Raw genomic sequence first — 23,405 nt, forward strand, 5'->3', positions numbered from 1 at the left:
AATCCGTCGCTGGCCGGGCCGGTGGCGCGCGGCGTCAGCCTGTCGCCGGACGGCGAACTGGTCGCCTTCCTGCGTTCGCGCGAGGACGACGTGGACGTGCTGGACCTGTGGGCCGCGCCGGTGAAGGGGGCGAACCGTTCAAGCTGATCGACGCCCGCGCCCTGGTCCCCGACGCGGGCGAACTGTCCGAGGCCGAGAAGGCGCGACGCGAGCGGATGCGGATTTCCCAACGCGGCGTGGTCGAATATTCGTGGGACGAGCAGGGCCGCTACATCCTGGCGCCGCTGGAAGGCGACGTCTTCCTGGCCAACCGCGCCGACGGCAGCGTGCGCCGCCTGACGGAAACCACGGCGGACGAGATCGACGCCAAGGTCTCGCCCAAGGGCTCATTCGTCAGCTTCGTGCGCGACCAGAATCTGTTCCTGATCAACCTTGAGACGGGCGCCGAACAGGCGATCACCACGGACGGCAAGGACCTGATCACCTGGGCCACGGCCGAGTTCATCGCCCAGGAAGAGCTGGACCGCGACACCGGCTATTGGTGGAGCCCGGACGAACGCCACATCGCCCTGCAGCGCACGGACGAGAGCACGGTCGACGTCATCCCGCGTCTGGACATCACCGGCGGCGGGGCCTCGGTCGCCCAGCAGCGCTACCCCCGCGCCGGACGGCCCAACGCCGTGGTCGAGCTCTATGTCCAGGACGTGCAGAGCGGCCAACGGGTCAAGGTCGACCTGGGCGCCGATACCGACATCTATCTGGGCCGGGTGAACTGGGCGGCGGACGGCTCGGTCGCCTATGTCCAGCGCCTGTCGCGCGACCAGAAGCGGCTGGACCTGCTGAGCGTCGATCCGGCCACGGGCGCCAGCCGCGTGATCGCCAGCCAGACCTCGAAGGCCTGGGTCAACGTCACCCACGACTTCAAGGCGCTGAAGGACGGGAACTTCATCTGGTCCAGCGAGGAGAGCGGGTGGCGTCACCTGTATCTCTACGCCAAGGACGGCCGCCGCCTGCGCGCGATCACGCGCGGCGACTATCCGGTCAAGTCGCTGGCGGGGGTCAACCAGGACACCGGCGAGGTCTTCTTCACCGCCTCCATGCGCGACGGCAAGGAATACCCGATCGAGCAGCAGCTGTTCCGCGCCAGCTATAAGCGCACGCTGGCGCCGAGCGAGGTCACGCCGCGCGGCGGCTGGTGGAGCGCCACGGTCAACGGCACCGGCACGGCCTATGTCGGCAACTACAGCGACGTGAACACCCCGGCGCAGTCGGCCCTGTATTCGATCAACGGCCAGCGCGTGCGCTGGATCGAGGAGAACAGGCTCCAGCCCGGCCACCCCTTCTGGCCCTACGCCGAGCGCCAGCAGAAGCCGACCTTCGGCACGCTGCAGAGCCACGGCCAGACCCTGGTCTGGCAGATGACCACGCCGCCGGGCTTTGATCCGTCGAAGCAGTATCCGGTCGTCATGCAGGTCTATGGCGGCCCGTCGGGCGGCGGCGTCAAGAACGCCTGGCAGGGGGCGACGACGCAGTTGCTGACCGAGGCGGGCTATATCGTCTTCCGTCTGGACAACCGGGGCGAGGGCGACCGTTCGGCCGCCTTCAAGCAGGCCCTCTATCTGAAGATGGGCCAGCCCGAGATCGAGGATCAGGTGATCGGCGCGGACTATCTGCGCTCGCTGCCCTATGTCGACGCTGGCCGCATCGCCATGATGGGCTGGTCCTACGGCGGGTTCATGAGCCTGATGGCGCTGACCGAGCCGAAGATGGGGCTGGCGGCGGCGCTGGCGGGGGCGCCGCCGACGGAGTGGAGCCTCTACGACACCGCCTATACCGAGCGCTATATGTCGACGCCGCAGGCGAACGTGGAGGGCTACGCCGCGTCGGACGTGTTGGGGCGCCTCGATAATCTGACGGGCCGTCTGCTGCTGATGCACGGCATGGCCGACGACAACGTCATCTTCGAGAACACCACGCGGGTGCTGAACGCCCTGCAGGAAAAGAGCATTCCCTTCGAGACCATGCTCTATCCCGGCCAGCGCCACGGCATCCGGGGCAATGATCGCCAGCTGCACCAGTGGCGGACCTACCTGGACTTCCTGGACCGCACCATCGGAACGCGGGCGCCGCAGAAGGCCGACTGAGGCTTTTTATGGCGGAATGAAAAGGGGCTGCCGAGCCTGACGCCCGGCAGCCCCTTATCCGTCCGCCTTCTCCCGCAAGGGAAGAAGGCGGCCTCAGGCGATTTTAGTCGCGATAGTTCAGCGCCGGGGCGCGGTCGCCCAGCAGGGCGCGGTATTCGAAGTTCGGGCCGCGACGCTGTTCGAACTCGGCCTTGGCGGCGGCGATGGTGTCCGGGCTCTGGAACAGCTCGGCGGTGGTCAGGGCCAGGGTCTTGGCCGCCAGATGGGCGCCCTTCAGGCCGATGGTCGTGCCCGCCGCCACCACGTTCTGCCAGCTGTGGCCCGCAGAGCCTGGCACGAAGGTCGCCGTCGACAGGCCGACCGTAGGCGTGACCCAGGACACGTCCGACACGTCGGTGGAGCCGCCGAAGTCGCCGCCGATCACGGCGTCCTCGATCTGGCCGACGCTGGCGAGGTCCGGCTTGGAGGTCAGGGTCTTCTGGATTTCGGTCGCCAGGGCGGTTTCCTCGGCCGTCCAGGTGATGCCGCCGACATGGCGCAGGTTGCGGTCCATGACCGTCATCAGGGCCTGATTGGGCAGCATGGAATAGACGCCGCCGATGGCCTCGAACTCGACACGGGTGCCGGTGCCCAGCGCCGCGCCGTCCGCCGCCTTCTTCACTCGCTCCAGCACGTCGCGGACGATCTCGGGGTTGTTGTGACGGACGTAGTAATAGGCCTCGGCATAGGCCGGGACGACGTTGGGCGCCTTGCCGCCGTCGGTGATGGCGTAGTGGATGCGGGTGCGGTCCGGCACGTGCTCGCGCATCATGTTGACCATGTAGTTCAGGGCCTCGACGCCATCCAGGGCCGAGCGGCCCTTGTCGGGCGCGGCGGCGGCGTGGGAGGCCGTGCCGTAAAAGCGGAACTTGCCCGAGACGTTGGCCATGGTGTCGCCCTGGCGGGCCGAGTTCACATTGCCGGGGTGCCAGTGCAGCGACACGTCGACGTCGTCGAACAGGCCGTCGCGGACCATGTAGACCTTGCCCGAGCCGCCTTCTTCGGCCGGGGTGCCGTAGACGCGCAGCTCGCCCTTGATGTTGTTGGCGACCATCCAGTCCTTGACCGCGATGGCGGCGTGGACCGAGGCGGCGCCGAACAGGTTGTGGCCGCAGCCGTGGCCGGCGTGGCCGCCGGCGGACTCCTGGACAGGGTTCAGGGTCTGCGACAGACCGGGCAAGGCGTCGTATTCGGCCAGGACGGCGATGACCGGGCCGGCGCCGTTCTTGAAGCTGGCCAGGAAGGCGGTCGGCTCATTGGCGATGCCGGGAGTGATGACAAAGCCGGCGTCGCGCAACTGATCCTGCAGCAGGGCGGCGCTCTGGGTCTCCTGATAGCCCAGCTCGGCGAACTTCCAGATCTCCAGCGCGGCGTGGTCCAGGGCGGCCTGGTTGCGCTCGACGGTCGAGGTGATCTGGGCCCTGGCCTGGGGCGACAGTTCAGCGGCGACGGCGGGGGCCAGGGGCAGGCTGGTCATCGCGGCGGCGAGGGCGAGGACGCGCATTGAAACGGGCTTCATGGGAACTCCGTGAGCAAAACAGAAAAAGGGGCGGAAGGCGTCATCGCCTACCGCCCCGAAACCAATCAGAGACTGATCAGAAGGACTTGCGGAAGCTGGCGTACCAGTAGCGCCCGTAGGGCTGGTACACCGAACCGACATAACCGCCGCTGGCCAGCGGGGGCTGTTCGTCGGTGATGTTGCGCACGCCGACGCGAACGGCCGAGCCGGCCAGCGCCTCGCTGAAGCGCGAACCGTCGAAGGCGTATTCCGCATAGAGGTTGGCGGTGATGGTCGAGTCCACCGTCCAGTAATCGCCCGCCGAGTTGGTCAGGCTGTCGTCATACAGCGACGAGATGTACTGGGTGAAGGCGCCGACCGTCCAGTCGTCCTTGCGCCACGTCGCCGACAGCGACCACTTCCATTCCGGGCGGCCGAAGTCGGCGATCATGTCGCCGAACGAACCTGACAGGAAGATGGCCTCGTCCAGCTGACCCGAAGCCTGGGCGTCGGCCAGCATCTTGGTCTCCGGCGCCATGTCCAGATAGTATTTGATCAGGTGCGAGACGTTCAGATTGACGTTGAAGTCGCCATACTGGGTGCCGCGCAGACGCCACATCACGCCCAGGTCCAGACCCTCAACCGTCTGGGGCTGCTGGTTGGTATAGGCGTCCTTGATGTAGAGGACTTCGCCCGCCGCCTCGAGGCCCGAGCCGGCGAAGATGGCGATGTCGGCGGCGGTCGGATCGGCGCGCACGACGTTCTCGTTGAACGAGCCCTGCTTGCGCAGCAGGTAGTCCAGCGTCAGAGCGTTCTGACCGCGGAACAGGCCCACCATGCCTTCCTGCTTCACCTGCCACCAGTCGGCGGTGAAGGTGAAGTCGCCGAACTCAGCCGGGATGAAGCGCGGCTGGATGACGAAGCCCAGCGAGACGGTTTCGGACTCTTCCGGCGCCAGGTCAGGGTTGCCCGAGCGGCGCTCCTGCGTCGACTTGCGAGCGTGGGTCTGGCTGAAGTTCGCCTTGAACTCGTCGGCGACCCTGGAGCTCATCGAAGCGCCGCAGCCGCGCAGGGTGTTGTCGATCGCGCCCGTGGCGGTCTTGAGGCCGCCCTGAACGCGCAGGGCCTCGCAGTAGATCCAGTCGTTGCTGGTGTTCGAGCGCGTGATCACGGTGGCGTTGATCTGCTCCAGGTTCGGAGCGCGGAAGCCTTGGGCCCACGAGCCGCGGATGCGGAAGCCGTCGACGATGTCCCAGGCCGCGGCGAACTTGGGCTTGGCGACCGAACCGAAGTCCGAATACTCCTCGAAGCGGCCAGCGACCTGGACTTCCAGGTTGTGGACCAGCGGCACGCCCATGTCCGGCGAGATCAGCGGGGCGGCGAGCCTCGACATAGGCCGAGAAGACGTCGCGCTCGCCGTAGGTGTCCGGGTTCTCCGACTGGTTGATCAGATCCGAAGACTGGACGCCGCGCAGGTTGGTGAAGCGGATCGTGCCGTCGACGCGGCTGTCGCGGTCGTCCAGCTGGGTCTCGGTGCGCAGCTCGATGCCGGCGGCGACGCCGACGGGACCGGCGGGCAGCTGATAGACGTCGGGGCGCGAGACGCGGAAGTCCCACATGCCCAGTTCGGTCTTGGTCTTGCGGACCATGTCCACGCGGATGCCGTCCAGGGCCGCCTGGTTCGACAGGGTGTCGTCACCGACCTTGGGGTTGGTCAGCGAGCCGCCGTTGAAGAAGTTGTAGGCGTCCGGGGTCGACTTGGCGGCCCACTCCTGCAGCTTGGTGGCGGAGATGTTGTCCGAGACGTCCTTGGCTGACGCTTCCGACCAGGTCAGGGCGGTTTCCCAGTTCCAGCCGTTCCAGTCGCCACGCAGGCCGCCCAGGATGCGGTACTGCTTGTTGACCACATTGACGCTGATCGGGCCCATGTCCATAAACCGATAGCCGGTCAGGGTCAGGTTCTGATTGCCGTCCAGCGGGTTGTAGTAGTTCGTGCCGGGGATGATGAAGGGCACGGCCGAGGCTGTTGCGATCGGCTCCTGCCAGGCCTGGGATTCGGCGTAGTAGCCGCCCAGCTCGCCGAAGGCCTCCACGGCGTCGTTGATGCGGTATTTGCCGGTGACGAACAGGTTGAAACGGTCGACCTCAGGCATGACCGTCAGGCCCAGCTTGGCCATGTCCGTGTTCAGCTCCGACGGCAGGTTGGCGCCGCTCATGACGCACAGGCCGTCGCCGATGGCGGTGACGCAGTCCTTGTGCGTGCCCGGCAGGACGGTGAAGGCGCTGTAGGCCTTGCCGTTGATCGTGGCGCCCGAGCCGCTGACCGTGAAGCGGCCCCAGGGCGTCAGCGGCGAGGTGCCGTTCAGGCTGCTGTTGTTCTCAAAGCCCGTGCCGGCGAACAGCGAGGTCAGGTCGTTGGAGGCGGTGTAGTCCTGATCGAGCGTGTTCAGCTCGTCGCGGTGGTCGTAGTTGAAGAAGGCCGAGATGTTGCCGCGACCCTCCTGAATGTCCTTGCCGCCGTAGATCGACAGGTTCAGCTCGCGCATGCCGGTGCCTTCGGCGCCGCCATACTGGGTCGAGACGGTCAGGCCGTCCATGTCGTCGCGCAGGACGGTGTTGACCACGCCCGCCACGGCGTCGGCGCCGTAGATGGCGGCGGCGCCGTCGCGCAGGACTTCCATGCGCTTCAGGCCCGACACCGGAATGGCGTTGGTGTTGTAGGTCAGGACCGGCACCAGGTGCTCATTGGCCTGCGACGTCGGGTGGCCGACGACGCGGCGGCCGTTCAGCAGCACCAGGGTGTTGCCGATGCCCAGGCTGCGCAGGTTCACCGAGCCGGTGTCGCCGCGCGCCGCGTTCGAGGTGTAGGGCAGGTAGGAGGAGTTGAAGGTCACATCGCCCATCTGGGGGATGGAGCGGAACAGGTCGTCGCCCGATGCCGGAGCGGCGGCGATGATGTCGTCTTCGCTGACGACGGTCACCGGCAGGGCGGCCGTCACCTTGGAGCCGCGGATCTGCGAGCCGACGACGACGATCTCCTCGACCTGAGTGACGTCGTCCTGCGCCTCCTGGGCGAAGGCGGCGGTCGCGCCGAACAAGGCGGTGGTGGCCAGCAGGGCCGTTCGCATGGTGCGACGCGCCAGGACAGTGCTCATAGAAATAATCATCCCCGTTGTGGTCATCGTTCTGCGCTCCTGTTTTTGGGCAGGGGTCGCATCGCTGACTGATCTGTATGTCGAAGAGGCCGGTCCCGGCGCACGCCGCATCGACGAATCGAAATCGGGCGCGGCGCGGAGAGATCGCCTCAGTTCGGACTTGAAGCGGTCACAGTGCTACACGTCAACCTTAGCCGGAAAAATATTGCCGATATCCCAAATAATGGGCGTGATAATCACTCAACCTCGTCCTTGAACTGCGGTTTTCGGCAATGCTATCGCTAGGGTCTTGATAATATTGTCCTGTGAGAAAGCATTGCGGGGGCGACAGCCTTCAGCGACGCGCGGACTTGAGGCGGGGATTTTCCATGCGTGTGCGTTTGATGAAGTCGGCGACGGCTGTTTCGGCGGCGGCCCTGATGTTGCTGGCGGCGCCGGGGATCGCTCAGGAGGCGGCGGTCCAGGTTCGGCCGACCACCGGCAGCGGCGGCGACATCGTCAACTACGGCCAGATCCACAGCCCCGTGGTCGGACGCGGCGGCATGGTGGTCAGCCAGAGCGATCCGGCGACCCGCGTCGGTGTCGACATCCTGCGCCAGGGCGGCAACGCCGTGGATTCGGCCATCGCCGTGGCCTTCGCCGAGGCGGTGACCCTGCCGCGCGCGGGCAACATCGGCGGCTCGGGCTATATGGTCGTGCACATGGCGGCCACGAAGGATCGTCCGGCCCAGGACATCGCCATCAACTATTACGGCACGGCCCCGGCGGCGACGACGCCTGACCTGCTGCTGGGGCCGGACGGCAAGTTCGACCGCTCCAAGCCGTCGGGCTTCAAGAATGTGGCGGTGCCGGGCACCGTCATGGGCCTGTGGGAGGCGCACCAGCGTTTCGGCTCCATGCCGTGGGCGGATCTGGTGGCCCCGGCCATCGCCCTGGCCGAGGAAGGCTATGTCCTGTCGGACGGCGAGGCCGACGCCACCGGCGGCCGCGCCCGCGTCCTGGCGACCGATCCGGGCGCGCGCGAAGCCTATCTGAAGGCCGACGGCACGGCCTATCGCGCGGGCGAGGTCTTCCGTCAGCCCCTGCTGGCCGAGAGCCTACGCAAGCTGGCGCGCGGCGGCGCGGACGAGTTCTACAAGGGCGAACTGGCGCGCCAGATCGTGGCGGGCGTCCAAGCAGGCGGCGGCGTCATCACGATGGAAGACATGGCGGCCTATCGCGCCGATGTGTCAGAGCCGATCTGGGGCAGCTATCGCGGCCATCGCATCTCCTTCATGCCGCCGACGGCCTCGGGCGTCAGCGTCGCCGAGGCGCTGAACCTGCTGGAGCATTTCGACCTGCGCGCGATGGGGTGGGGCAGCGTCGACAGCCTGCACCTGATCTCCGAGGCGATGAAGATCACCTCGTCCGACCGCAACCTGATCGGCGGGGCGCCGCAGTGGACGACCCCGGCCAAGGGCCTCGCCAGCAAGGAATTCGCCGCCGAGCGCGTCAAGCTGATCTCGCTGGACAGGACGCTGAAGGCCGCAGACGTGCCGGAGGGCAATCCCTATCCGTTCGAGAGCAAGGACACGACCCACTATTCGGTGGCCGACGCCTACGGCAATGCGGTGTCGAACACCTATACGCTGTCGAACTCCTACGGCGCCCACGTCGCGCCGGTCGGCACGGGCATCCTGCTGAACAACCACCTGGACAACTTCTACTGGGGGACTGAAGGCAAGCCGAACTCGCCCGCGCCGGGCAAGCGTCTGGGCTCCACCATCACGCCGATGATCGTGTTCAAGGACGACAAGCCGTGGCTGGTCACCGGCACGCCGGGCGGCGGCTACATCATCGCGACGATGGTGCAGCTGGTCTCTAACGTCATCGATCACCAGCTGAACGTGGCCGAGGCCGCCATGCGTCCGCGCCTGAACCAGGGCGGCGGCGACAGCCCGCTGGAGCTGGAAGGCGGCTTCTCGCCCGACGTGGAGCGGCTGCTGCGCGAGCGCGGCCACACGGTGCGTCCGTCGATGACGATGGGCAGCACCCAGTCGATCATGGTCGACGGCGATCGTTTCCTAGGCGCCGCCGACACCCGCCGTCCGGACGCCCTGGCGCTGGGCGTGCGCTAAACCGACGGCCGATCAAGACCCTCTCCCGGCGGGAGGGGTCAGGCCATCTCGCGCCAGGTCTTGCCGGTGACGCCCTCATAGTTGGTCGCGTGATAGACGCCGCGCGCCACGGCGCGGGCCAGGACGTCGGCGGCGACATTGCCCAGCTGAGCCACCGCGATCTGGCGCATGGCCGGGTCCGCGATCACCTTCTTGCCCGTGGACAGGCTGAACAGGGTGTCGCCGTCGAAGGGGGCGTGGGCGGGGCGGATGGCGCGGGCCATGCCGTCCTGCGCCATGATGGCCACGCGCTGAAGCTCGACACGGGTCAGGGCCACGTCGGTGGCGATGCAGGCGATGGTGGTGTTCTCGCGCGGCTGGGGCCGGAACTTGGACAGGCCCCAGTCCTCGGCCGAGGCGTGCAGACCCGATGAGCCGAGGCCGCCGAACTCGTCGCCGATCTCATAGGGGGCGGCCCAGAAGCTCTTGCCGCCCGGCGCCACGACCGAGCCGACGCTGTTGACCGCGACGATGGCGCCGACCGTCCAGCCCGCCGCCATGACCGCCGATGCCGAGCCGATGCCGCCCTTCAGCGCGCCCGCCTCCGAGCCGTAGCCCGCCCCTGCGGTGCCGAGGTCGAAGCGGTCGCTCGCGGCCTCCAGCGCCTGAACCGACAGGCGGCGATAGGGCGGCTCCATCTCCCACTGCTTGTTCCCGCCATTGGCCAGATCGTAGAGGCAGGCAGTCGGGATGATGGGCGAGGGCGGCACGCCCGGCGCCCCGCCCATGCCGTAGCCGCGCCCGCGCATCCCCATCCATGCGGCCACGCTGTCGGCGGAGCCGAGGCCATAGACCGACCCGCCCGACAAGATGATGGCGTCCACCTCCTGCACCAGATTTTCAGGGCGCAACACGTCGGTCTCGCGCCCGGCGGGGCCGCCGCCGCGCACGTCCACGGCGGCCGTGGCGGGCTTTTCGGCGAGGATGACGGTGACGCCGGTGCGCACCTTGGCGTCGTGAGCCTGGCCGACCTTGAGGCCCTCGACGTCGGTGATCAGGTTCAGCGGCCCGGTGCGGCTAGAAGATTGGCTTGGGGCGCGCGCGGCGCTTTGCGCGGCCGGTTTGGCGCTCGCAGCGCCCGCGGCGGAGGCGGAGGCGGAGGCGGCGGCGCCGATCAGGGCCGAGCCGAGGACGGTTCTGCGGTTCATCCGGCGGTTTCCTTTTCCAGAGCTCTATTGCGGACCAGATCCGGCGTCGCCGCCAGAAGTTTCTGCGTATAGGGGTGCGACGGCGCGGCGAAGACGGCGGCCGTTTCGCCCTGTTCGACGATCCTGCCGGCCTGCATGACCAGCAGGCGATCCGTCACCGTCCGCACCACAGTCAGGTCGTGGGTGACGAAGAGGTAGGACAGGCCCAGGCGGTCCGACAGGTCGGCCAGCAGGTCGAGGATTTGCGCACGGATCGAAACGTCCAGCGCCGAGACCGCCTCGTCCAGACAGATGACCGAGGGCGCGGTGATCAGGGCGCGGGCGATGGCGATGCGCTGGCGCTGGCCGCCTGAGAACTCGTGCGGATAACGGTCTGCGGCGGCGCTGGTCAGGCCGACGCGCTCCAGCATTTCATCGACGCGGCGGCGGGCCTCAAGCGGGGTGGGGCGGGCGTCGAGCAGGTGGAAGTTTTCGGCCACCAGATCGCTGACCTTCCAGCGCGGATCAAAGCTGCCGTAGGGGTCCTGGAACACCACCTGGATGTCTCGCCGGATGGACTTCAACGCGGCGCCGCGCGCGGCGGTGATGTCGCGGCCCTTGACCCGGACGCGGCCGCCTTGCGGGGGCTCCAGCGCCAGGATGGCGCGCAGCAGGGTGGACTTGCCGCAGCCGCTTTCGCCGACGAGGCCGACGCTCTCGCCCGGCTGGATCGACAGGCTGACCTGATCGACGGCGCGGAAGGCTTTGGACTTGCCGAACAGGGCGGGCGCGCCGCCGTATTCGCGCACCAGACCCTCGACCTGAAGCACGGGGGCGGCGTCGGCTTGCGGGCGGCTGCGCCGCGTGGGGGCGTGGGTGGCGTTGGCCAGAAGGCGCTGGGAATAGGCGTGCGCCATGCCGGTGCGGATGCGGTCGACGGGCGCTTCCTCGACCAGTTCGCCGTCCTTCATCACCGCCAGCCGGTCGGCGGTTTCGGCCACGACGGCGAGGTCGTGGGTGATGAGAATCAGGCCCATGCCGTCCTCGCGCACCAGCCGCTTGAGCAGGTCCAGCACCTGAGCCTGCGTCGTCACGTCCAGCGCCGTGGTCGCCTCGTCCGCGATCAGCAGTTTCGGCGTCAGGGCGATGGCGATGGCGATGGCGACGCGCTGTCTCTGGCCGCCCGACAGTTCGTGCGGATAGCGGGTCAGGGGGAAACGTTCAGCCGGCAGGCCGACCCGGTCCAGCACGGAACGGGCGACGGCGAGGGCCTCTTTGCGCGACGTCTTCGTGTGCAGGCGCACCGTCTCGGCGACCTGATCGCCGATGGTCATGACGGGGTTCAGGGCCGTCATCGGCTCCTGAAAGATGACGCCCACGTCGCGGCCGCGCACCTTTTGCAGGGCGGCGTCGGGGGCGTTCGAGACGAGCTGGCCGTTCAGGCGGATCTCGCCGGTGATGGTCGCGCGCGGGGGCGTCAGGCCCAGCACGGCCAGGGCGGTCATCGACTTGCCCGAACCGCTCTCGCCGACGAGGCCGAGGATTTCGCCGGGGGCGACGGACAGGCTGACGGACTTCAGGATCGAGGTGGAGCCGATCGACAGGCTGAGGTCGCGGATGTCGAGGACGGTCATGCTCAACGCTCCCGCCGCACGCGCGGGTCGAACAGGTCGCGCAGGCCGTCGCCGGTCAGGCTGAGGGCCAGCACGGTCACGAAGATGGCCAGCCCCGGCATGATGGCCAGCCAGGGCGCGAAGCCGATCATGGTCTGGGCCTCGGCCAGCATCCGGCCCCAGCTGGGCGCGGGCGGCTGGGCGCCGAGGCCGACGTAGGACAGGCCCGCCTCGGCGACAATGCCGACGGCGAACTGGATCGCCGCCTGTACGACCAGCAGGCTCATCAGATTGGGCAGGATGTGCTGGAGCGAGATCAGAGCTTTCGACTTGCCCGCCGTGCGGGCGGCCAGGACGTATTCGCGGGTCCAAAGGCCTTGGGCGGCGCCACGCGCGACGCGGGTGAAGACGGGGATGTTGAAGACGCCGATGGCTATGATCGCGTTGATCGCGCCCGGTCCCATGACGGCGGTGATCATCACGGCCAGCAGCAGGGCGGGGAAGGCGAAGATCAGGTCGTTGCCGCGCATGACCAGCTCGTCGATCCAGCCGCCGCGCGCGGCTGCGGTCAGGCCCAAAGGCGTGCCGATGCCGACGCCGATGCCGACGGCGACGAAGGCGACGACGAGGAGTTCTGCGCCCCGGCCATGATCATCGACAGCACGTCTCGACCGAAGTGGTCCGTGCCCATCCAGTGGGCGGTCGACGGGGCGGTCAGCTTGGCGGCGATGTCCACCGCCTCGACGTCATAGGGCGTCCAGACGAGGGCGAGCAGGGCGGTTAGCAGCACGATGGCCGTCAGCGTCGCGCCGACGATCAGAGACAGGGGCCAGCGCACGCGGGGCTCGGCGGGGGCGGCGACAGCGGGGGCGTCGGTCATGCGCGGCGTCCCCTCAGGCGCGGATCAGCAAACAGATAGGCCAGGTCGATCACGAAGCTGACCAGGACCACGGCGAAGACCACCACCACCACCACGCTCTGCACCACGATCAGGTCGCGCTGGGTGATGGCCTGGAAGACCAGACGGCCGAGGCCCGGCAGGGAGAAGACGTTCTCGATGATGATGCCGCCCGCCAGCAGGAAGGGGAACTGAAGGCCGAGGATGGTCAGGACCGGGATCCAGGCGTTGCGCAGGGCGTGGCGCCACAGGGCCTGATTGACCGACAGCCCCTTGGCGCGGGCGGTACGGACATAGTCCTCGTTCATCGTGTCCAGCAGGGCGGTGCGCAGGACGCGCGCCAGAATGGCGGCCTGCGGCGCGGCGAGCGCCACGGCGGGCAGGATCAGGGCCTTGAAGGCGGGCCAGAAGCCGCCGTTCCAACCGGGGAAGCCGCCCGCCGAGAACCAGCCCAGGTTCACCGAGAACAGCAGGATCAGCAGCATGGCGATCCAGAAGTTGGGCAGGGCCACGCCGACCTGGGTCACGCCGATCAGGCCGGTGTCGACGGCGGTTCCCCGGCGGCTGGCGGCGGTGACGCCGATGGGCAGGGCGACCAGCAGCGACAGGACGGTGGCCATCAGGGCCAGCGGCGCAGACACGGCCAGACGTTCCGCGATCAGGCCGCCGACCGGCACCTGATAGGTGTAGCTGGTCCCGAACTTGCCGGTCAGCAGGTCGCCCAGCCAGGCGAAGTAGCGCTCAAGGCCCGAACCTTCGAGGCCCATCTGCTGGCGCAGGGCTACGATGGATTCAGGACTGGCGTTCAGCCCCATCATGTAGCTGGCAGGATCACCCGGCACGACCTGCAGCAGCAGGAAGATGACCACGGTCGCCGCCAGCAGCGTCAGGGCGTGGCCGCCCAGCTTCTTCAGCAGCCAGGCCGCGCCGAAGCGCCAGGCGACGAAGGCCAGTAAGGCGCCGCCCGCGGTCAGGCTGATCCAGCCCCAGGGCAGGCCGCCGCCGGTGCGCTCGGCAGTCGCGGCGCCCGCTGCGCCAGCGCCGGTCCAGTAGGCGCCGGTAACGTCGTTGGCGGCGATGGGGCCGTTGATCCATAGGCCGTTCACGTCCGCCTTCCACACGCCGATGCGCGAGGACTGGAACAGGAAGCCGTTGACCGCGTCATCGGCGATGCGGCGTTGCAGGTCGCCCAGCAGGCGGTTGCGCGTCGGCTCGTCAGGGGCGGCGTTGACCTGCGCCAGCAGGGCGTCGAAGGCGGGGCTGTCGTAGCCGAAATAGTAGTCCTTGCGGCCATAGATGTCGTAATCCATCGGCTCGACATGCTCGACGATGGTCAGGTCGAACTGGCGGCGCTTGAACACCTGATCCAGCCACTGAGCCCACTCCAGATTCTCGATCTTCGCGCGGATGCCCGCCTGCGCCAGTTGCGAGATCAGCACCTCGCCGCTGCGCCGGGCGTAGGGGCGGGGCGGCAGGCGCATCGTCACGTCGATACCGTTGGGATAGCCCGCCTCGGCCAGCAGTTGACGCGCCTTGGCGGGATCATGCGGATAGAGGCCGGTGAGGTCGACATAGCCCGGCGCCTGGCGCGAATAGTGGCTGCCGATCGGCTGGCCGAAGCCGAACATGACGCCCTGGATCAGGGCGTCGCGGTCGATGGCGTAGGAGATGGCGCGACGCACCCGCACGTCGTTGAACGGCGCCTTGGTGTTGTTGATCCCCAGGATGACCTTGCCCTCGGACGCGCCGACGACGACGCGGAAGCGCGGGTCGCGCTGGAACTGGTCCACGTTTTCGGGCCCGGGATAGTTGGGGAAGGCGTCCACGTCGCCGGCGCTGACGGCGGCGAAGGCGGCGGTCGGGTCGCTGATGAAGCGGAAGACGACGGTGTTCAGGCGCGGCGCTGCGCCCCAGTAGCCGTCGCGGCGGATCAGGGTCAGCTGGCTGCCGCGCTGCCAACTCTGCAGCTTGAACGGGCCGGTGCCGATGGGGGTGATGGCGTTGGTCGTGGCGCTGCTGGGCGAGACAATGACCGCATCGCCCCATGCCAGAACGTAAGGCAGGGTCGCCATGGGCCGCGACAGGTGGATGCGCAGGGTCGCCGGGTCGACGACCTCGACGTTGCGGATCGGCTCGAACAGGGCTTTCTGGGCGTTGGTCGAGCCTTCGGCGGTGATGCGGTCCAGAGAGAACTTCGCCACCGAGGCGTCGAAGGGCGAACCGTCGGAGAAGGTCACGCCGCGCCGCAGGTGGAAGGTCCAGGTCAGGCCGTCGGGGGCGGCCTCCCACGTGTCGGCCAATGACGGGGCGACGGCGCCGTTCTGGGTCAGCCTGGTCAGGCCCTCGAAGACGTTGGCGTAGACGACTTCGTCCACCGCCGCCGCCGCGCCCGAGGTCGGATCAAGGTTCGGCGGCTCCAGCGGCAGGCCCAGGACCAGACGGTCACGCGGCGCCTGCGCCTGAACCTGCGGCGCGGTCAGGCCCCAGACGAGGCACAGGGCCAGCGACAGCATAAGCGTGATCAGGCCGGGCCGAAGCCCGCCGTTCCGGCCGCGCCGTCGTGATGCTGTCGCGACGCGTGTCGCCCCTGTCTTCGTCACCTTCCTCGCTCTCCCCTGCGACGTGGCCGATCTGCGTCAGCCTACGTCATGGCTTTCCCCTCACGCCATCGATTAAGCGCGCCTCACCACGGCTGGCGCGACAGGGAGGCGGGGCAGGCGGCGGTCGCCTCCGTCGCGGCGGCGCGGGCGGCGTCGAACTCTTCCTTGGCGCGGGCGAAGTCGGCCTGGAAGGCCGGGTCGGCCTTCAGCCGGGTGACGATGGTCGCGCCGACGATGCGGCCCGCCTCGACGTCGCTGGGGTAGTGGACGCCGCACACCGCGCGGCTTTCGCCATAGGCCAGACCGCGCCGCAGGATGGCGTCGGCGCGGTCGGGCGCCAGTTCGGCCAGCACCAGGCCCCAGGCCCAGCCCAGCGCCGAATGGCCCGACGGATAGGAGCCGCTGGCCGCCAGCCAGGTCTCCGGCGCGATGCAGGTCGGCAGGGGCTCGACCACGAAGGGGCGCTTGCGGAAATAGCCCTTCTTGGCCGGGGTCTGGATCATCTCCAGATCGCCCAGCATCTTGCCCATCAGCAGCGTCAGGGTCGGCATCTTTTCCGGCTCGAACTTGAAGCCGAGGGCGCAGTCGAAGGCGCGCGGGGCGCCGGGCGTCTCGATCTCATTGTCGGCGCGGGCGATGGCCCAGCGCTCGGAGCCTTCCAGCGACCGCATGGCGCGATAGGCGGCGATGTCGGCCTGTTCGCGCAGCGAGCCCTCTTCGGGCGGGGGCGGCAGGAAGTTGGCGGCGTTGGGCGTGTTCTCGGCCGTCAGATAGCCGTGCGGGTGGTCGCGGAAGCCTTCCCAGAAGGTTGCGGGCGTTGCGGCTGCTGTCTGCGTCCCGGCCGTGCCGGCGCAACCGCTCAACGCTCCGCCAAGCGCGAGAGCCAGGCTCATCGCGATGAGAGAGGAAGAACGACGCGAGATGGTCATGGGGAAACTCCAGTAGGCAGTGATCATGCGGCGACGGCGCCGGGGCGGCCCGATTCCACGGTCCAGGATTTCAGGGTCGACAGGCTCGCCTTGGGATCGCGCACGTCGCTGATGACCTGATAGCGCGTATCCATGCGGTCGGGGCGCACGTCGATCGACATATAGCCGCGCGGGCGGCTGTCGAAGAACTTCACCTGCGGATTATTGGGCATGACCGCCATCAGCCCGTCGTAGCTGGGGCCGGTCGAGGTGATGGAGGTGCCGACGAACTCGGTCGCCACGGTGGCCGACGACGGGTCGCGGCTGTCCAGCTTCACGTCATTGGTCCAGAACGAATGGTAGTCGCCGCTGAGCACCACCGGGTTGGACGGCCTCAGCTCGGACAGGGCGTTTGTTAGGCGGTCGCGGGCGGCGGGGAAGCCGTCCCAGGTGTCGGTCCAGTAGCGGTTTTCCTCGGCCGGGCTGCGGGCCAGGCGCAGGCCCGCCATGACCAGATTCTGGCCCAGGATGTTCCAGCGCGCCTCGGCGCGGGCCAGGCCGTCATAGAGCCAGCGCTCCTGCTCGAAGCCGAGGAAGGTGCGCGACGGGTCCAGCCGGTCGGTGCAGGCGGCGTCGGTGACGATCTGACCCTTGCCGCCGTTCTCGCCGGCGCTGCACGGCTGTTTCGAGCGGTACTGCCGCCCGTCCAGCATGAAGAACTCGGCCAGCCTGCCGTACCGGACGCGGCGATAGATCGGCATCTGCAGGGCGGCGCTCAGGCGCGTGCGACGGATCGGCATGGCCTCGTAGAAGGCCTGGTATCCAGCGGCGCGGCGCTGCAGGAAGTCGGTTGGGGCGACGCCTCGGATCTTGGACCACACGCCGGAATAGTCGTCCTGAACCTCGTGATCGTCCCAGACGGCGAGGCAGGGGGCGGCGGCGTGCAGGCGCTGCAGGTTCGCGTCGGTGCGGTGCAGGGCGTAGCGGTTGCGATAGCCCGCCAGCGTGGTCGCTTCCTCGAGGTTGTAGGGGCGCACCACCTGGTCGGCGCGGTCCGGCCCCAGGCTGTATTCATAGATGTAGTCGCCCAGGAACAGGGTCAGGTCCGGCGCCTCGTCGGCCATGTGGCCGTAGGCGCTGAAATAGCCGCGCTCCCAGTGCGAGCAGGAGGCGACGGCCAGACGCAGGCGATCCGCGCTGGCGTTCGGAGCGGGCGTGGTCAGGGCGCGGCCGGTCGGGCTCTGCTGGCCCTGGGCGGTGAAGCGGTACCAGTAGGGGCGGTGAGGGGCGAGGCCTGCGACCTCGACATGGACGCTGTGGGCGGCGTCGGTCGAGGCTGTCACGTTTCCGGCGGCGACGATGCGGCGGAACTGGTCGTCGGCGGCGACTTCCCAGCGCACGGGAACGTCTCCAGACAGGCCGCCCAGCCCATCGGCGGCCAGAGGATCGGCGGCCAGCCGGGTCCAGATGACGAAGCCGTCCGGCGCGGGATCGCCGCTGGCGACGCCCAGCGGAAACAGATAGGCGCCGCCCGCCTGCGCCCGGCCGAAGCTCAGCACGGCGGGCGCGACGACCAGACCGGTCAGCAGGGCGCGGCGATCAAGGCGGGGGCGGAGTAAGCCATCATACCATCAGCAAAAGGCGCGGGGCGGACCGGCCGGAACCGGCCCGCCCCGCTTGGGAGGAGGCCTCTTAGAAGTCCATCGACAGGCGCACGCCGTAGGTGCGGCCCTGGCTGGGCGAGGTGGTCGGACGGGCCGAGCCGTTGAAGCCGTTGCGCGTCTCTTCGTAGTAGGTGTTGAACATGTTGCGCACCCACAGGCCCGCCCGCCAGTTGGCGCCGGCCGGGCTGACGCTGAAGTTGGCGTTCCACAGCCAGTAGGCGTCGATGATCGACGAGGAGCTGACCGAATACAGCTCGTCCCGATAGTTATAGTTGGTCTCGGCGCGCAGCTCCCAGCCCGCCATGTCCAAATCATAGCTGACCGAACCGCCGTAGTTCATCTTGGGGAAGGACAGGCGCTCGCCGGAACGGTCATTGGTGATGATGATGTCCCAGGGACCGTCCTTGGGGTTGGCGGCGTCGGTCTTGGCGCCGTCGATGGCGTTGTATTCGTCATACTCGCCGGTCTTGTAGCCCAGGTTCTGGCTGATGGTCAGGCCGTCCAAAGGCACCCAGGTCAGCTCGATCTCGCCGCCGTAGATGTGCGACTTGGGCACATTGGTGATCTTGCCCAGGCGGCCGGTGATGCGGTCGTACTCCAGCCCCTGAACCTGTTGGTCCTTGTAGTCGTAGTAGAACAGGGCGCCGTTCAAACGCAGGCGGCGGTCGAACAGGTCGGACTTGATCCCGGCCTCATAGGCGATGACGATTTCCGGTTTGAACGGGGTCGCAGAGGTGGCGTTATAGGTGGTGAAGCCGCCCGATTTCACGCCGCGCGCTACGCTGGCGTAGAACAGGGCGTCGTCCGTCAGCTTGTATTCCAGCCCCAAACGGCCTGAAACCTCGTTGAGGTCGGTGTCATAGGATTGGGGGGCCGGAGGCGGGTTGGGGGCGACAACGGTGCCGCTGCTGTCCAGTGTGCGTTCCTCCGTCTCCCAGCGCAGGCCGGCGATCAGGTTCAGCCGCTCGTTCACCTGGTAGGAGTTGTGGGTGAAGATCCCGAAGGCCGACACCGACTGGCCATAGCCGGTGTTGATCAGGTTCGGGTTGCCCCGGAAGTTGGTGTAGAAGCCGCCGTCGATGCTTTCATCGGCATAGTGGGCGCCGATCATCCAGTTGAACGGACCGTCGCCGTTCGAGCCAGCCGCAGTTCCTGAGCGAAGACGTCGATGTCGTTGTAGAAGAAGACGTTCGATTCATTGAAGCGGGTGCTGTCCCAGTCGTTGAACTCGCTGCGCGAGAAGGTCTGGTAGGCGGTGATCGAGGTCAGGTCGGCCCAGCCTAGATCGGCCTTGATGCGGGCGCTGATGTCGAAGCCGTCGTTGTCACGGAAGGGTTTGGCGTTCAGACCGACCCCGGCCACCGCCGCCATTTCCGGCGAGATGCCCCAGCCGGTGATGCGCCAGGCGGTGTCCTTGGGATAGGTCACGCTGTTGCCCGAGACGGTGTATGGGCCCAGCAGGCGGAAGCCGCGGCCGTCGGACTTGTCGATCGAATAGGTGGCGCTGAGGTCGGCGGTGATCGTCTCGCTGACGTCCCAGGTCAGGCGGCCGCGAATGGCGGTCTTGTTCAGGTCGCCCAGCTTTTCGCCGGTGTCGCGGTGGTATTGCCAGGCGCCCCCTGTTCGGTGACGGCGGCCAGGCGGCCCAGCAGGTTCGGCGCGATCTGGCCCGAGACATAGCCCTCGACCTTATAGCGGTCGAAGGTCCCGTATTCGGCGTTGAAGCCGGCGCGGAAGTCGGCCGTCGGGGCGTTGGTGATGATGTTGACGGCGCCGCCGGTGGTGTTGCGGCCGTAAAGCGTGCCCTGCGGTCCGCGCAGGACCTCCAGACGGGCGATGTCGAACATCGCGCCCTGGGTGGTCACGGTATAGGGGTGGGCCACTTCGTCGACATAGATGCCGACGGTCGAGGCGTTGTTCGAGGAGTATTCGCGCGCGCCGATGCCGCGGATGCGGAACTGGGGCTGGCCGCCGCCGAACTGGCTGTCGACCTCCATGTTGGGGACGGCGTTCTCAAGATCGTTGACGACCGAAATGCCCTTCTCGTCCAACTGCTCGCCGCCGACGACGCTGAGGGAGACGCCCACGTCCTGGCTGGCCTGTTCGCGGCGCTGGGCGGTGACGATGATTTCATCGACGCGCGTGGCCTGTTCTCCTGAGCGGGCGGCGCTCTGAGCGTTGGCGCTGGAGAATGCGGCGATTGTCAGTAAACTGACAGAAGACGCCAAGATATATTTGTTCATATCGTCCCCCTCAATACCACTGATATCTATCTGATGGTTTTGATGATGCTGGAAAGGCGATCGATCAACTCGTCGATCTGGTCGCGGATGATAATCAAAGGAGGCGACAGCGCGATGACATCTGCTGTCACTCGTATCAGAATGCCGTCGTCGAAGGCGCGGTGGAAGGCTTCCGTCGCGCGGGCCCCCGGCGCGCCGGCGCGGGGCTCAAGCTCAATGCCCGCGACCAGACCCATGTCGCGGATGTCGATGACATGCGGCAGCCCTTTCAGACTGTGCACAGCGTCCTGCCAGTAGGGCGTCAGTTCGGCCGCGCGCTGGAACAGGCCTTCGCTTTCATAGACATCCAGCGTCGCCAGCCCGGCCGCCGCCGCCAGCGGGTGGCCGGAATAGGTGTAGCCGTGAAAGAACTCGATGCCCGGCCCGGCGGCGCCCTCGACCACGGACTGATAGACGGCGGCGCTGACGCCGACGGCGCCCATGGGCACGGCCCCGTTGGTCAGCCCCTTGGCGCAGGTCATCAGGTCGGGCGTGACGCCCAGCGCCTCGGCCGCCGTCAGGGCGCCCAGACGGCCGAAGCCGGTGATGACCTCGTCGAAGATCAACAGGATGCCGTGCCGCGCCGTGATCTCGCGCAGGCGCTCCAGATAGCCGACGGGCGGCACGATCACCCCGGCCGATCCGGACATGGGTTCGACGATGACGGCGGCGATGGTTTCGGCGCCGTGGGTCTCGATCAGGGCTTCCAACTCATCGGCCAGGTGCAGGCCCCAGGTCGGCCGGCCGCGCGTGAAGGCGGCTTCCTCAAGGTTCAGCGTGTGCGACAGGTGGTCGACGCCGGGCAGGGTGGGGAAGCCGCGCCGGTTGTTCTCCAGACCGCCGACGGAAATGCCGCCGAAGCCCACGCCGTGATAACCCTTCTGGCGGCCGATCAGGCGGGTGCGGTTCTCGAACCCCTGGCGCGCTGACAGGCGAGGGCGATCTTCAGGGCGCTGTCGACCGCCTCGGACCCCGAGCCGGCGAAGAAGACGTGGTTCAGGTCGCCGGGCAGCAGCATGCCCAGACGCGACGCCAGCTCGAACGCCAGCGGATGCCCCAGCTGGAAGGTCGGGGCGTAGTCCAGAATCTCGGCCTGACGCTGGATGGCCTCGACGATCGGTTTGCGCGCGTGGCCGGCGTTGACGCACCACAGGCCAGCCGTGCCGTCCAGCACCGCCCGGCCGTCGGGGGTGAAGTAGTGCATGTCCCGGGCCGAGGCGAGCAGGCGCGGCTGGGCTTTGAAGGCGCGGTTGGCCGTGAACGGCATCCAGAAAGGATCGAGATCGTTGGCGGCTCTGGCGGCGGTCATGCAGTCATCCTTCGTCACGGCCTTCCCCTTTCGGGAATGAGTAGCCGACGGATCGCTAATTGCGGCAAGCCTGTTTCTTCATAGGACTATACCGCTGAGATTGATGGCAAAAATATTCCAGTGATCGTTATAATGATCGCCCGCAACGGCGCGGTCAGAAGGTCGGCGGAGTGCAGGCGCTGATGACCACGCAGGGGCAGTCGCCGACGTTGCGAAAACGGTGCGGCAGGACGCTGGGAAACAGGTAGCCGTCGCCTGCCTTCAGCACCCGCGACTGGCCGTCGACCGTGACTTCCAGCCGGCCGGAGATGATCAGCCCGCCTTCCTCGCCCTCGTGGGACAGCATGACCCGGCCGCTGTCGGAGCCGGGCTGATAGGTTTCATAGAGGATCTGCAGGCTGGAATCCTGGCTGGAACCCAGCTGACGGTAGGAGACCTCGCCGCGTGAGATGTCGGTCAGTTCGTCGTGGCGGTAGAAGTATTTGGTCGGGGTCTCGAACTCGGAGCTGAAGAAGTCGCCCAGCGATATGCCCGCCGCGTCCAGCAGTCGCTTCAATGAGCCGACCGAGGGGCTGGTGCGGCCGCTCTCGACCAGGCTGACGGTGCTGGACGGCACGCCCGCCTTGCGAGCGAGCGCGCGCTGCGACAGGCCGAGGCGATCCCGCAGCGCCCGCAGGCGCGGTCCGATGATGTTCTCTTCGTCCATATCGCCGCGCGCCACCCTGTCAGTTCCGTTTGCGGGTCAGCAGATCATAGGCCGCCCGCGCCATGACCTTGGCCGAGTTGGTCATGTCGGCGATGCCGACCCATTCGTCGGGCTGGTGCGCCAGGTCGAGCACGCCGGGGCCATAGGCGATGCAGTCCTTCAGCCGGCCGATGCGGTCGATGTGCTTCTGGTCATAGGTGCCGGGCGAGCAGACGAACTGGGCCTTGCGTCCCAACACCGTCTCAATGGCGGCGGCGGTCGTGCTGGCGGCGGGGCCGTCGCGGTCGGCCATGCTGGGCGCCACTTCGAACAGGTCGCGCATCTCATAGCGGAAGCCGTGGCGCTGGGCCGCCAGCCCGTCGAGGATGGCTTTTACCTCGCCCTTCACATCCTCCAGCGTCTCCTCGATCAGGAAGCGGCGGTCGATGACCATGCGGCTGGAATCGGCGACGCAGGGCGCAGGCAGGCCGTCGAAGCCCTCGGCCTGACCGCCGTGGATGGAGTTGATGTTCATCGTCGACTGACGGGCCCTCGGGCACCACCGGCATGTCGGAATGGCGGGCGGCCATGGCGGGATAGAGCTTGGATTCAAACTCTTCCATCACCGCGCCCATGTGGCGGATGGCGGAGTCGCCCAGGAAGGGCATGGAGCCGTGGGCGATGCGGCCCTTGGTCTCGATCTCGGCCCACCAGACGCCGCGATGGCCGATGCAGACCCGGTCCACGTTCAGCGGCTCGGGGATGATGACGTGGTTCACCCGCGGCTCTGAAAACCAGCCGCGCTCGGCCAGATAGGCGACGCCGCCGTATCCGCCCGATTCCTCGTCCACCGTGCCGGAGATCTCCAGCGCGCCGGGCAGGGGCAGGCCGGAATCGATCAGGGCCTCGACCGCGATGATGGAGGCGGCCAGCCCGCCCTTCATGTCGCAGGCGCCCCGGCCATAGACGCGGCCGTCCTTCACTACGCCTGCGAAGGGATCGACGGTCCAGCCGGACCCGACCTCGACCACGTCGATATGGCTGTTGAAGTGGACGCAAGGGCCGGGCTCGCTGCCGGTCCAGCGGGCGATGACGTTGGTGCGGGGATAGGCGTCGCTGTCGCCCGGCGAGCCTTCGCCGCGCACATATTCGACGGTGAAGCCGCGCGTCTTCAGCCGCTCGCCGATGTATTCGGCGCAGGGGCGATAGGCCTCGCCTGGCGGGTTGATGGTCGGGAAACGGATCAGGTCCTGCGTCAGGGCGACCAGTTCGTCGGTGCGGCCGTCGATCAGCTCCATGACGGTCTGCAGGGTGGGGGTGCTCATGG

The 23,405-nt window shown here is 67.8% G+C and carries 17 protein-coding genes and 4 pseudogenes; 3 read left to right on the plus strand and 18 right to left on the minus strand.

Annotated elements, in window-relative coordinates:
* Positions 1–21: 21 nt before the first annotated feature.
* Both V8F63_RS09370 and V8F63_RS09375 read left to right on the plus strand, forming a co-directional pair.
* Positions 22–147, plus strand: a complete 126-nt coding sequence (locus V8F63_RS09370) for a hypothetical protein (protein ID WP_392352947.1) — start codon at positions 22–24, stop codon at positions 145–147.
* Positions 108–2,144: a S9 family peptidase gene (locus V8F63_RS09375; RefSeq protein WP_392352948.1), complete on the plus strand. Its 2,037-nt coding sequence runs from the start codon at positions 108–110 to the stop codon at positions 2,142–2,144. The genes V8F63_RS09370 and V8F63_RS09375 overlap by 40 nt, the downstream gene beginning before the upstream one ends.
* A gap of 103 nt (positions 2,145–2,247) precedes the next feature.
* Here V8F63_RS09375 and V8F63_RS09380 read toward each other — a convergent pair whose 3' ends face one another.
* From V8F63_RS09380 to V8F63_RS09390, 3 genes and pseudogenes are all read right to left on the minus strand, one after another.
* Entirely contained in the window at positions 2,248–3,702 is a 1,455-nt protein-coding gene (locus tag V8F63_RS09380; RefSeq protein WP_392352949.1) for an amidohydrolase, read from the minus strand.
* Positions 3,703–3,778: 76 nt separating this feature from the next.
* Positions 3,779–5,074: a TonB-dependent receptor gene (locus tag V8F63_RS09385; RefSeq protein ID WP_392352950.1), complete on the minus strand. Its 1,296-nt coding sequence runs from the start codon at positions 5,072–5,074 to the stop codon at positions 3,779–3,781.
* 1,288 nt (positions 5,075–6,362) lie between these two features.
* A pseudogene (locus tag V8F63_RS09390) lies at positions 6,363–6,947 on the minus strand (TonB-dependent receptor plug domain-containing protein); the annotation flags it as partial.
* 257 nt (positions 6,948–7,204) lie between these two features.
* On the opposite strand from V8F63_RS09390, the gene ggt reads away from it, so the two are divergent.
* Positions 7,205–8,953: a gamma-glutamyltransferase gene (gene ggt / locus V8F63_RS09395; RefSeq protein WP_392352951.1), complete on the plus strand. Its 1,749-nt coding sequence runs from the start codon at positions 7,205–7,207 to the stop codon at positions 8,951–8,953.
* A 38-nt stretch (positions 8,954–8,991) separates the two neighbouring features.
* On the opposite strand, the gene V8F63_RS09400 is transcribed toward ggt, so the two are convergent.
* The 15 genes and pseudogenes from V8F63_RS09400 to V8F63_RS09470 form a co-directional block, all read right to left on the minus strand.
* A complete protein-coding gene (locus tag V8F63_RS09400) occupies positions 8,992–10,140 on the minus strand; it encodes a P1 family peptidase (protein WP_392352952.1) in 1,149 nt (382 codons plus the stop codon).
* Complete coding sequence (locus V8F63_RS09405) at positions 10,137–11,753, minus strand: dipeptide ABC transporter ATP-binding protein (protein WP_392352953.1); 1,617 nt, start codon at positions 11,751–11,753, stop codon at positions 10,137–10,139. Before V8F63_RS09405 ends, V8F63_RS09400 begins: the two co-directional genes overlap by 4 nt.
* A 2-nt stretch (positions 11,754–11,755) precedes the next feature.
* Complete coding sequence (locus V8F63_RS09410) at positions 11,756–12,310, minus strand: ABC transporter permease (RefSeq protein WP_392352954.1); 555 nt, start codon at positions 12,308–12,310, stop codon at positions 11,756–11,758.
* Positions 12,301–12,612, minus strand: a complete 312-nt coding sequence (locus V8F63_RS09415) for a hypothetical protein (RefSeq protein WP_392352955.1) — start codon at positions 12,610–12,612, stop codon at positions 12,301–12,303. Before V8F63_RS09415 ends, V8F63_RS09410 begins: the two co-directional genes overlap by 10 nt.
* Entirely contained in the window at positions 12,609–15,143 is a 2,535-nt protein-coding gene (locus tag V8F63_RS09420; protein ID WP_392352956.1) for an ABC transporter substrate-binding protein, read from the minus strand. The genes V8F63_RS09415 and V8F63_RS09420 overlap by 4 nt, the downstream gene beginning before the upstream one ends.
* 170 nt (positions 15,144–15,313) lie before the next feature.
* Complete coding sequence (locus V8F63_RS09425) at positions 15,314–16,093, minus strand: phosphatase PAP2 family protein (protein WP_392352957.1); 780 nt, start codon at positions 16,091–16,093, stop codon at positions 15,314–15,316.
* A gap of 89 nt (positions 16,094–16,182) precedes the next feature.
* Positions 16,183–17,697, minus strand: coding sequence for an alkaline phosphatase D family protein (locus V8F63_RS09430; RefSeq protein WP_392352958.1), 1,515 nt, complete (start codon positions 17,695–17,697; stop codon positions 16,183–16,185).
* A 133-nt stretch (positions 17,698–17,830) separates the two neighbouring features.
* Complete coding sequence (locus V8F63_RS09435) at positions 17,831–18,913, minus strand: TonB-dependent receptor (protein ID WP_392352959.1); 1,083 nt, start codon at positions 18,911–18,913, stop codon at positions 17,831–17,833.
* Complete coding sequence (locus tag V8F63_RS09440; RefSeq protein WP_392352960.1) at positions 18,910–19,230, minus strand: hypothetical protein; 321 nt, start codon at positions 19,228–19,230, stop codon at positions 18,910–18,912. The genes V8F63_RS09435 and V8F63_RS09440 overlap by 4 nt, the downstream gene beginning before the upstream one ends.
* A gap of 140 nt (positions 19,231–19,370) precedes the next feature.
* A complete protein-coding gene (locus V8F63_RS09445; RefSeq protein WP_392352962.1) occupies positions 19,371–20,045 on the minus strand; it encodes a TonB-dependent receptor plug domain-containing protein in 675 nt (224 codons plus the stop codon).
* A 26-nt stretch (positions 20,046–20,071) separates the two neighbouring features.
* Positions 20,072–21,393 (minus strand): annotated as a pseudogene (locus tag V8F63_RS09450) (aspartate aminotransferase family protein).
* Between the two features lie 154 nt (positions 21,394–21,547).
* Positions 21,548–22,114, minus strand: coding sequence for a cupin domain-containing protein (locus V8F63_RS09455; RefSeq protein ID WP_392352963.1), 567 nt, complete (start codon positions 22,112–22,114; stop codon positions 21,548–21,550).
* Positions 22,115–22,118: 4 nt separating this feature from the next.
* Complete coding sequence (locus V8F63_RS09460) at positions 22,119–22,487, minus strand: M20/M25/M40 family metallo-hydrolase (protein WP_392355069.1); 369 nt, start codon at positions 22,485–22,487, stop codon at positions 22,119–22,121.
* A gap of 18 nt (positions 22,488–22,505) precedes the next feature.
* Positions 22,506–22,613 (minus strand): annotated as a pseudogene (locus tag V8F63_RS09465) (hypothetical protein); the annotation flags it as partial.
* Positions 22,614–22,686: 73 nt separating this feature from the next.
* Positions 22,687–23,403, minus strand: a pseudogene (locus V8F63_RS09470) (acetylornithine deacetylase/succinyl-diaminopimelate desuccinylase family protein); the annotation flags it as partial.
* Positions 23,404–23,405: the final 2 nt, after the last annotated feature.

The organism is Brevundimonas sp. LF-1 (assembly GCF_037055305.1).
In the GTDB taxonomy this organism is placed as follows: domain Bacteria; phylum Pseudomonadota; class Alphaproteobacteria; order Caulobacterales; family Caulobacteraceae; genus Brevundimonas; species Brevundimonas sanguinis.

Bases quoted from the DNA above. Each gene is read 5' to 3' on its own strand.
- V8F63_RS09380 (WP_392352949.1), bottom strand. From the start codon at position 3,702: ATGAAGCCCGTTTCAATGCGCGTCCTCGCCCTCGCCGCCGCGATGACC.
- V8F63_RS09385 (WP_392352950.1), bottom strand. From the start codon at position 5,074: ATGTCGAGGCTCGCCGCCCCGCTGATCTCGCCGGACATGGGCGTGCCG.
- ggt (WP_392352951.1), top strand. From the start codon at position 7,205: ATGCGTGTGCGTTTGATGAAGTCGGCGACGGCTGTTTCGGCGGCGGCC.
- V8F63_RS09400 (WP_392352952.1), bottom strand. From the start codon at position 10,140: ATGAACCGCAGAACCGTCCTCGGCTCGGCCCTGATCGGCGCCGCCGCC.
- V8F63_RS09405 (WP_392352953.1), bottom strand. From the start codon at position 11,753: ATGACCGTCCTCGACATCCGCGACCTCAGCCTGTCGATCGGCTCCACC.
- V8F63_RS09415 (WP_392352955.1), bottom strand. From the start codon at position 12,612: ATGACCGACGCCCCCGCTGTCGCCGCCCCCGCCGAGCCCCGCGTGCGC.
- V8F63_RS09420 (WP_392352956.1), bottom strand. From the start codon at position 15,143: ATGCTGTCGCTGGCCCTGTGCCTCGTCTGGGGCCTGACCGCGCCGCAG.
- V8F63_RS09435 (WP_392352959.1), bottom strand. From the start codon at position 18,913: ATGATCGGCGCCCACTATGCCGATGAAAGCATCGACGGCGGCTTCTAC.
- V8F63_RS09445 (WP_392352962.1), bottom strand. From the start codon at position 20,045: ATGAACAAATATATCTTGGCGTCTTCTGTCAGTTTACTGACAATCGCC.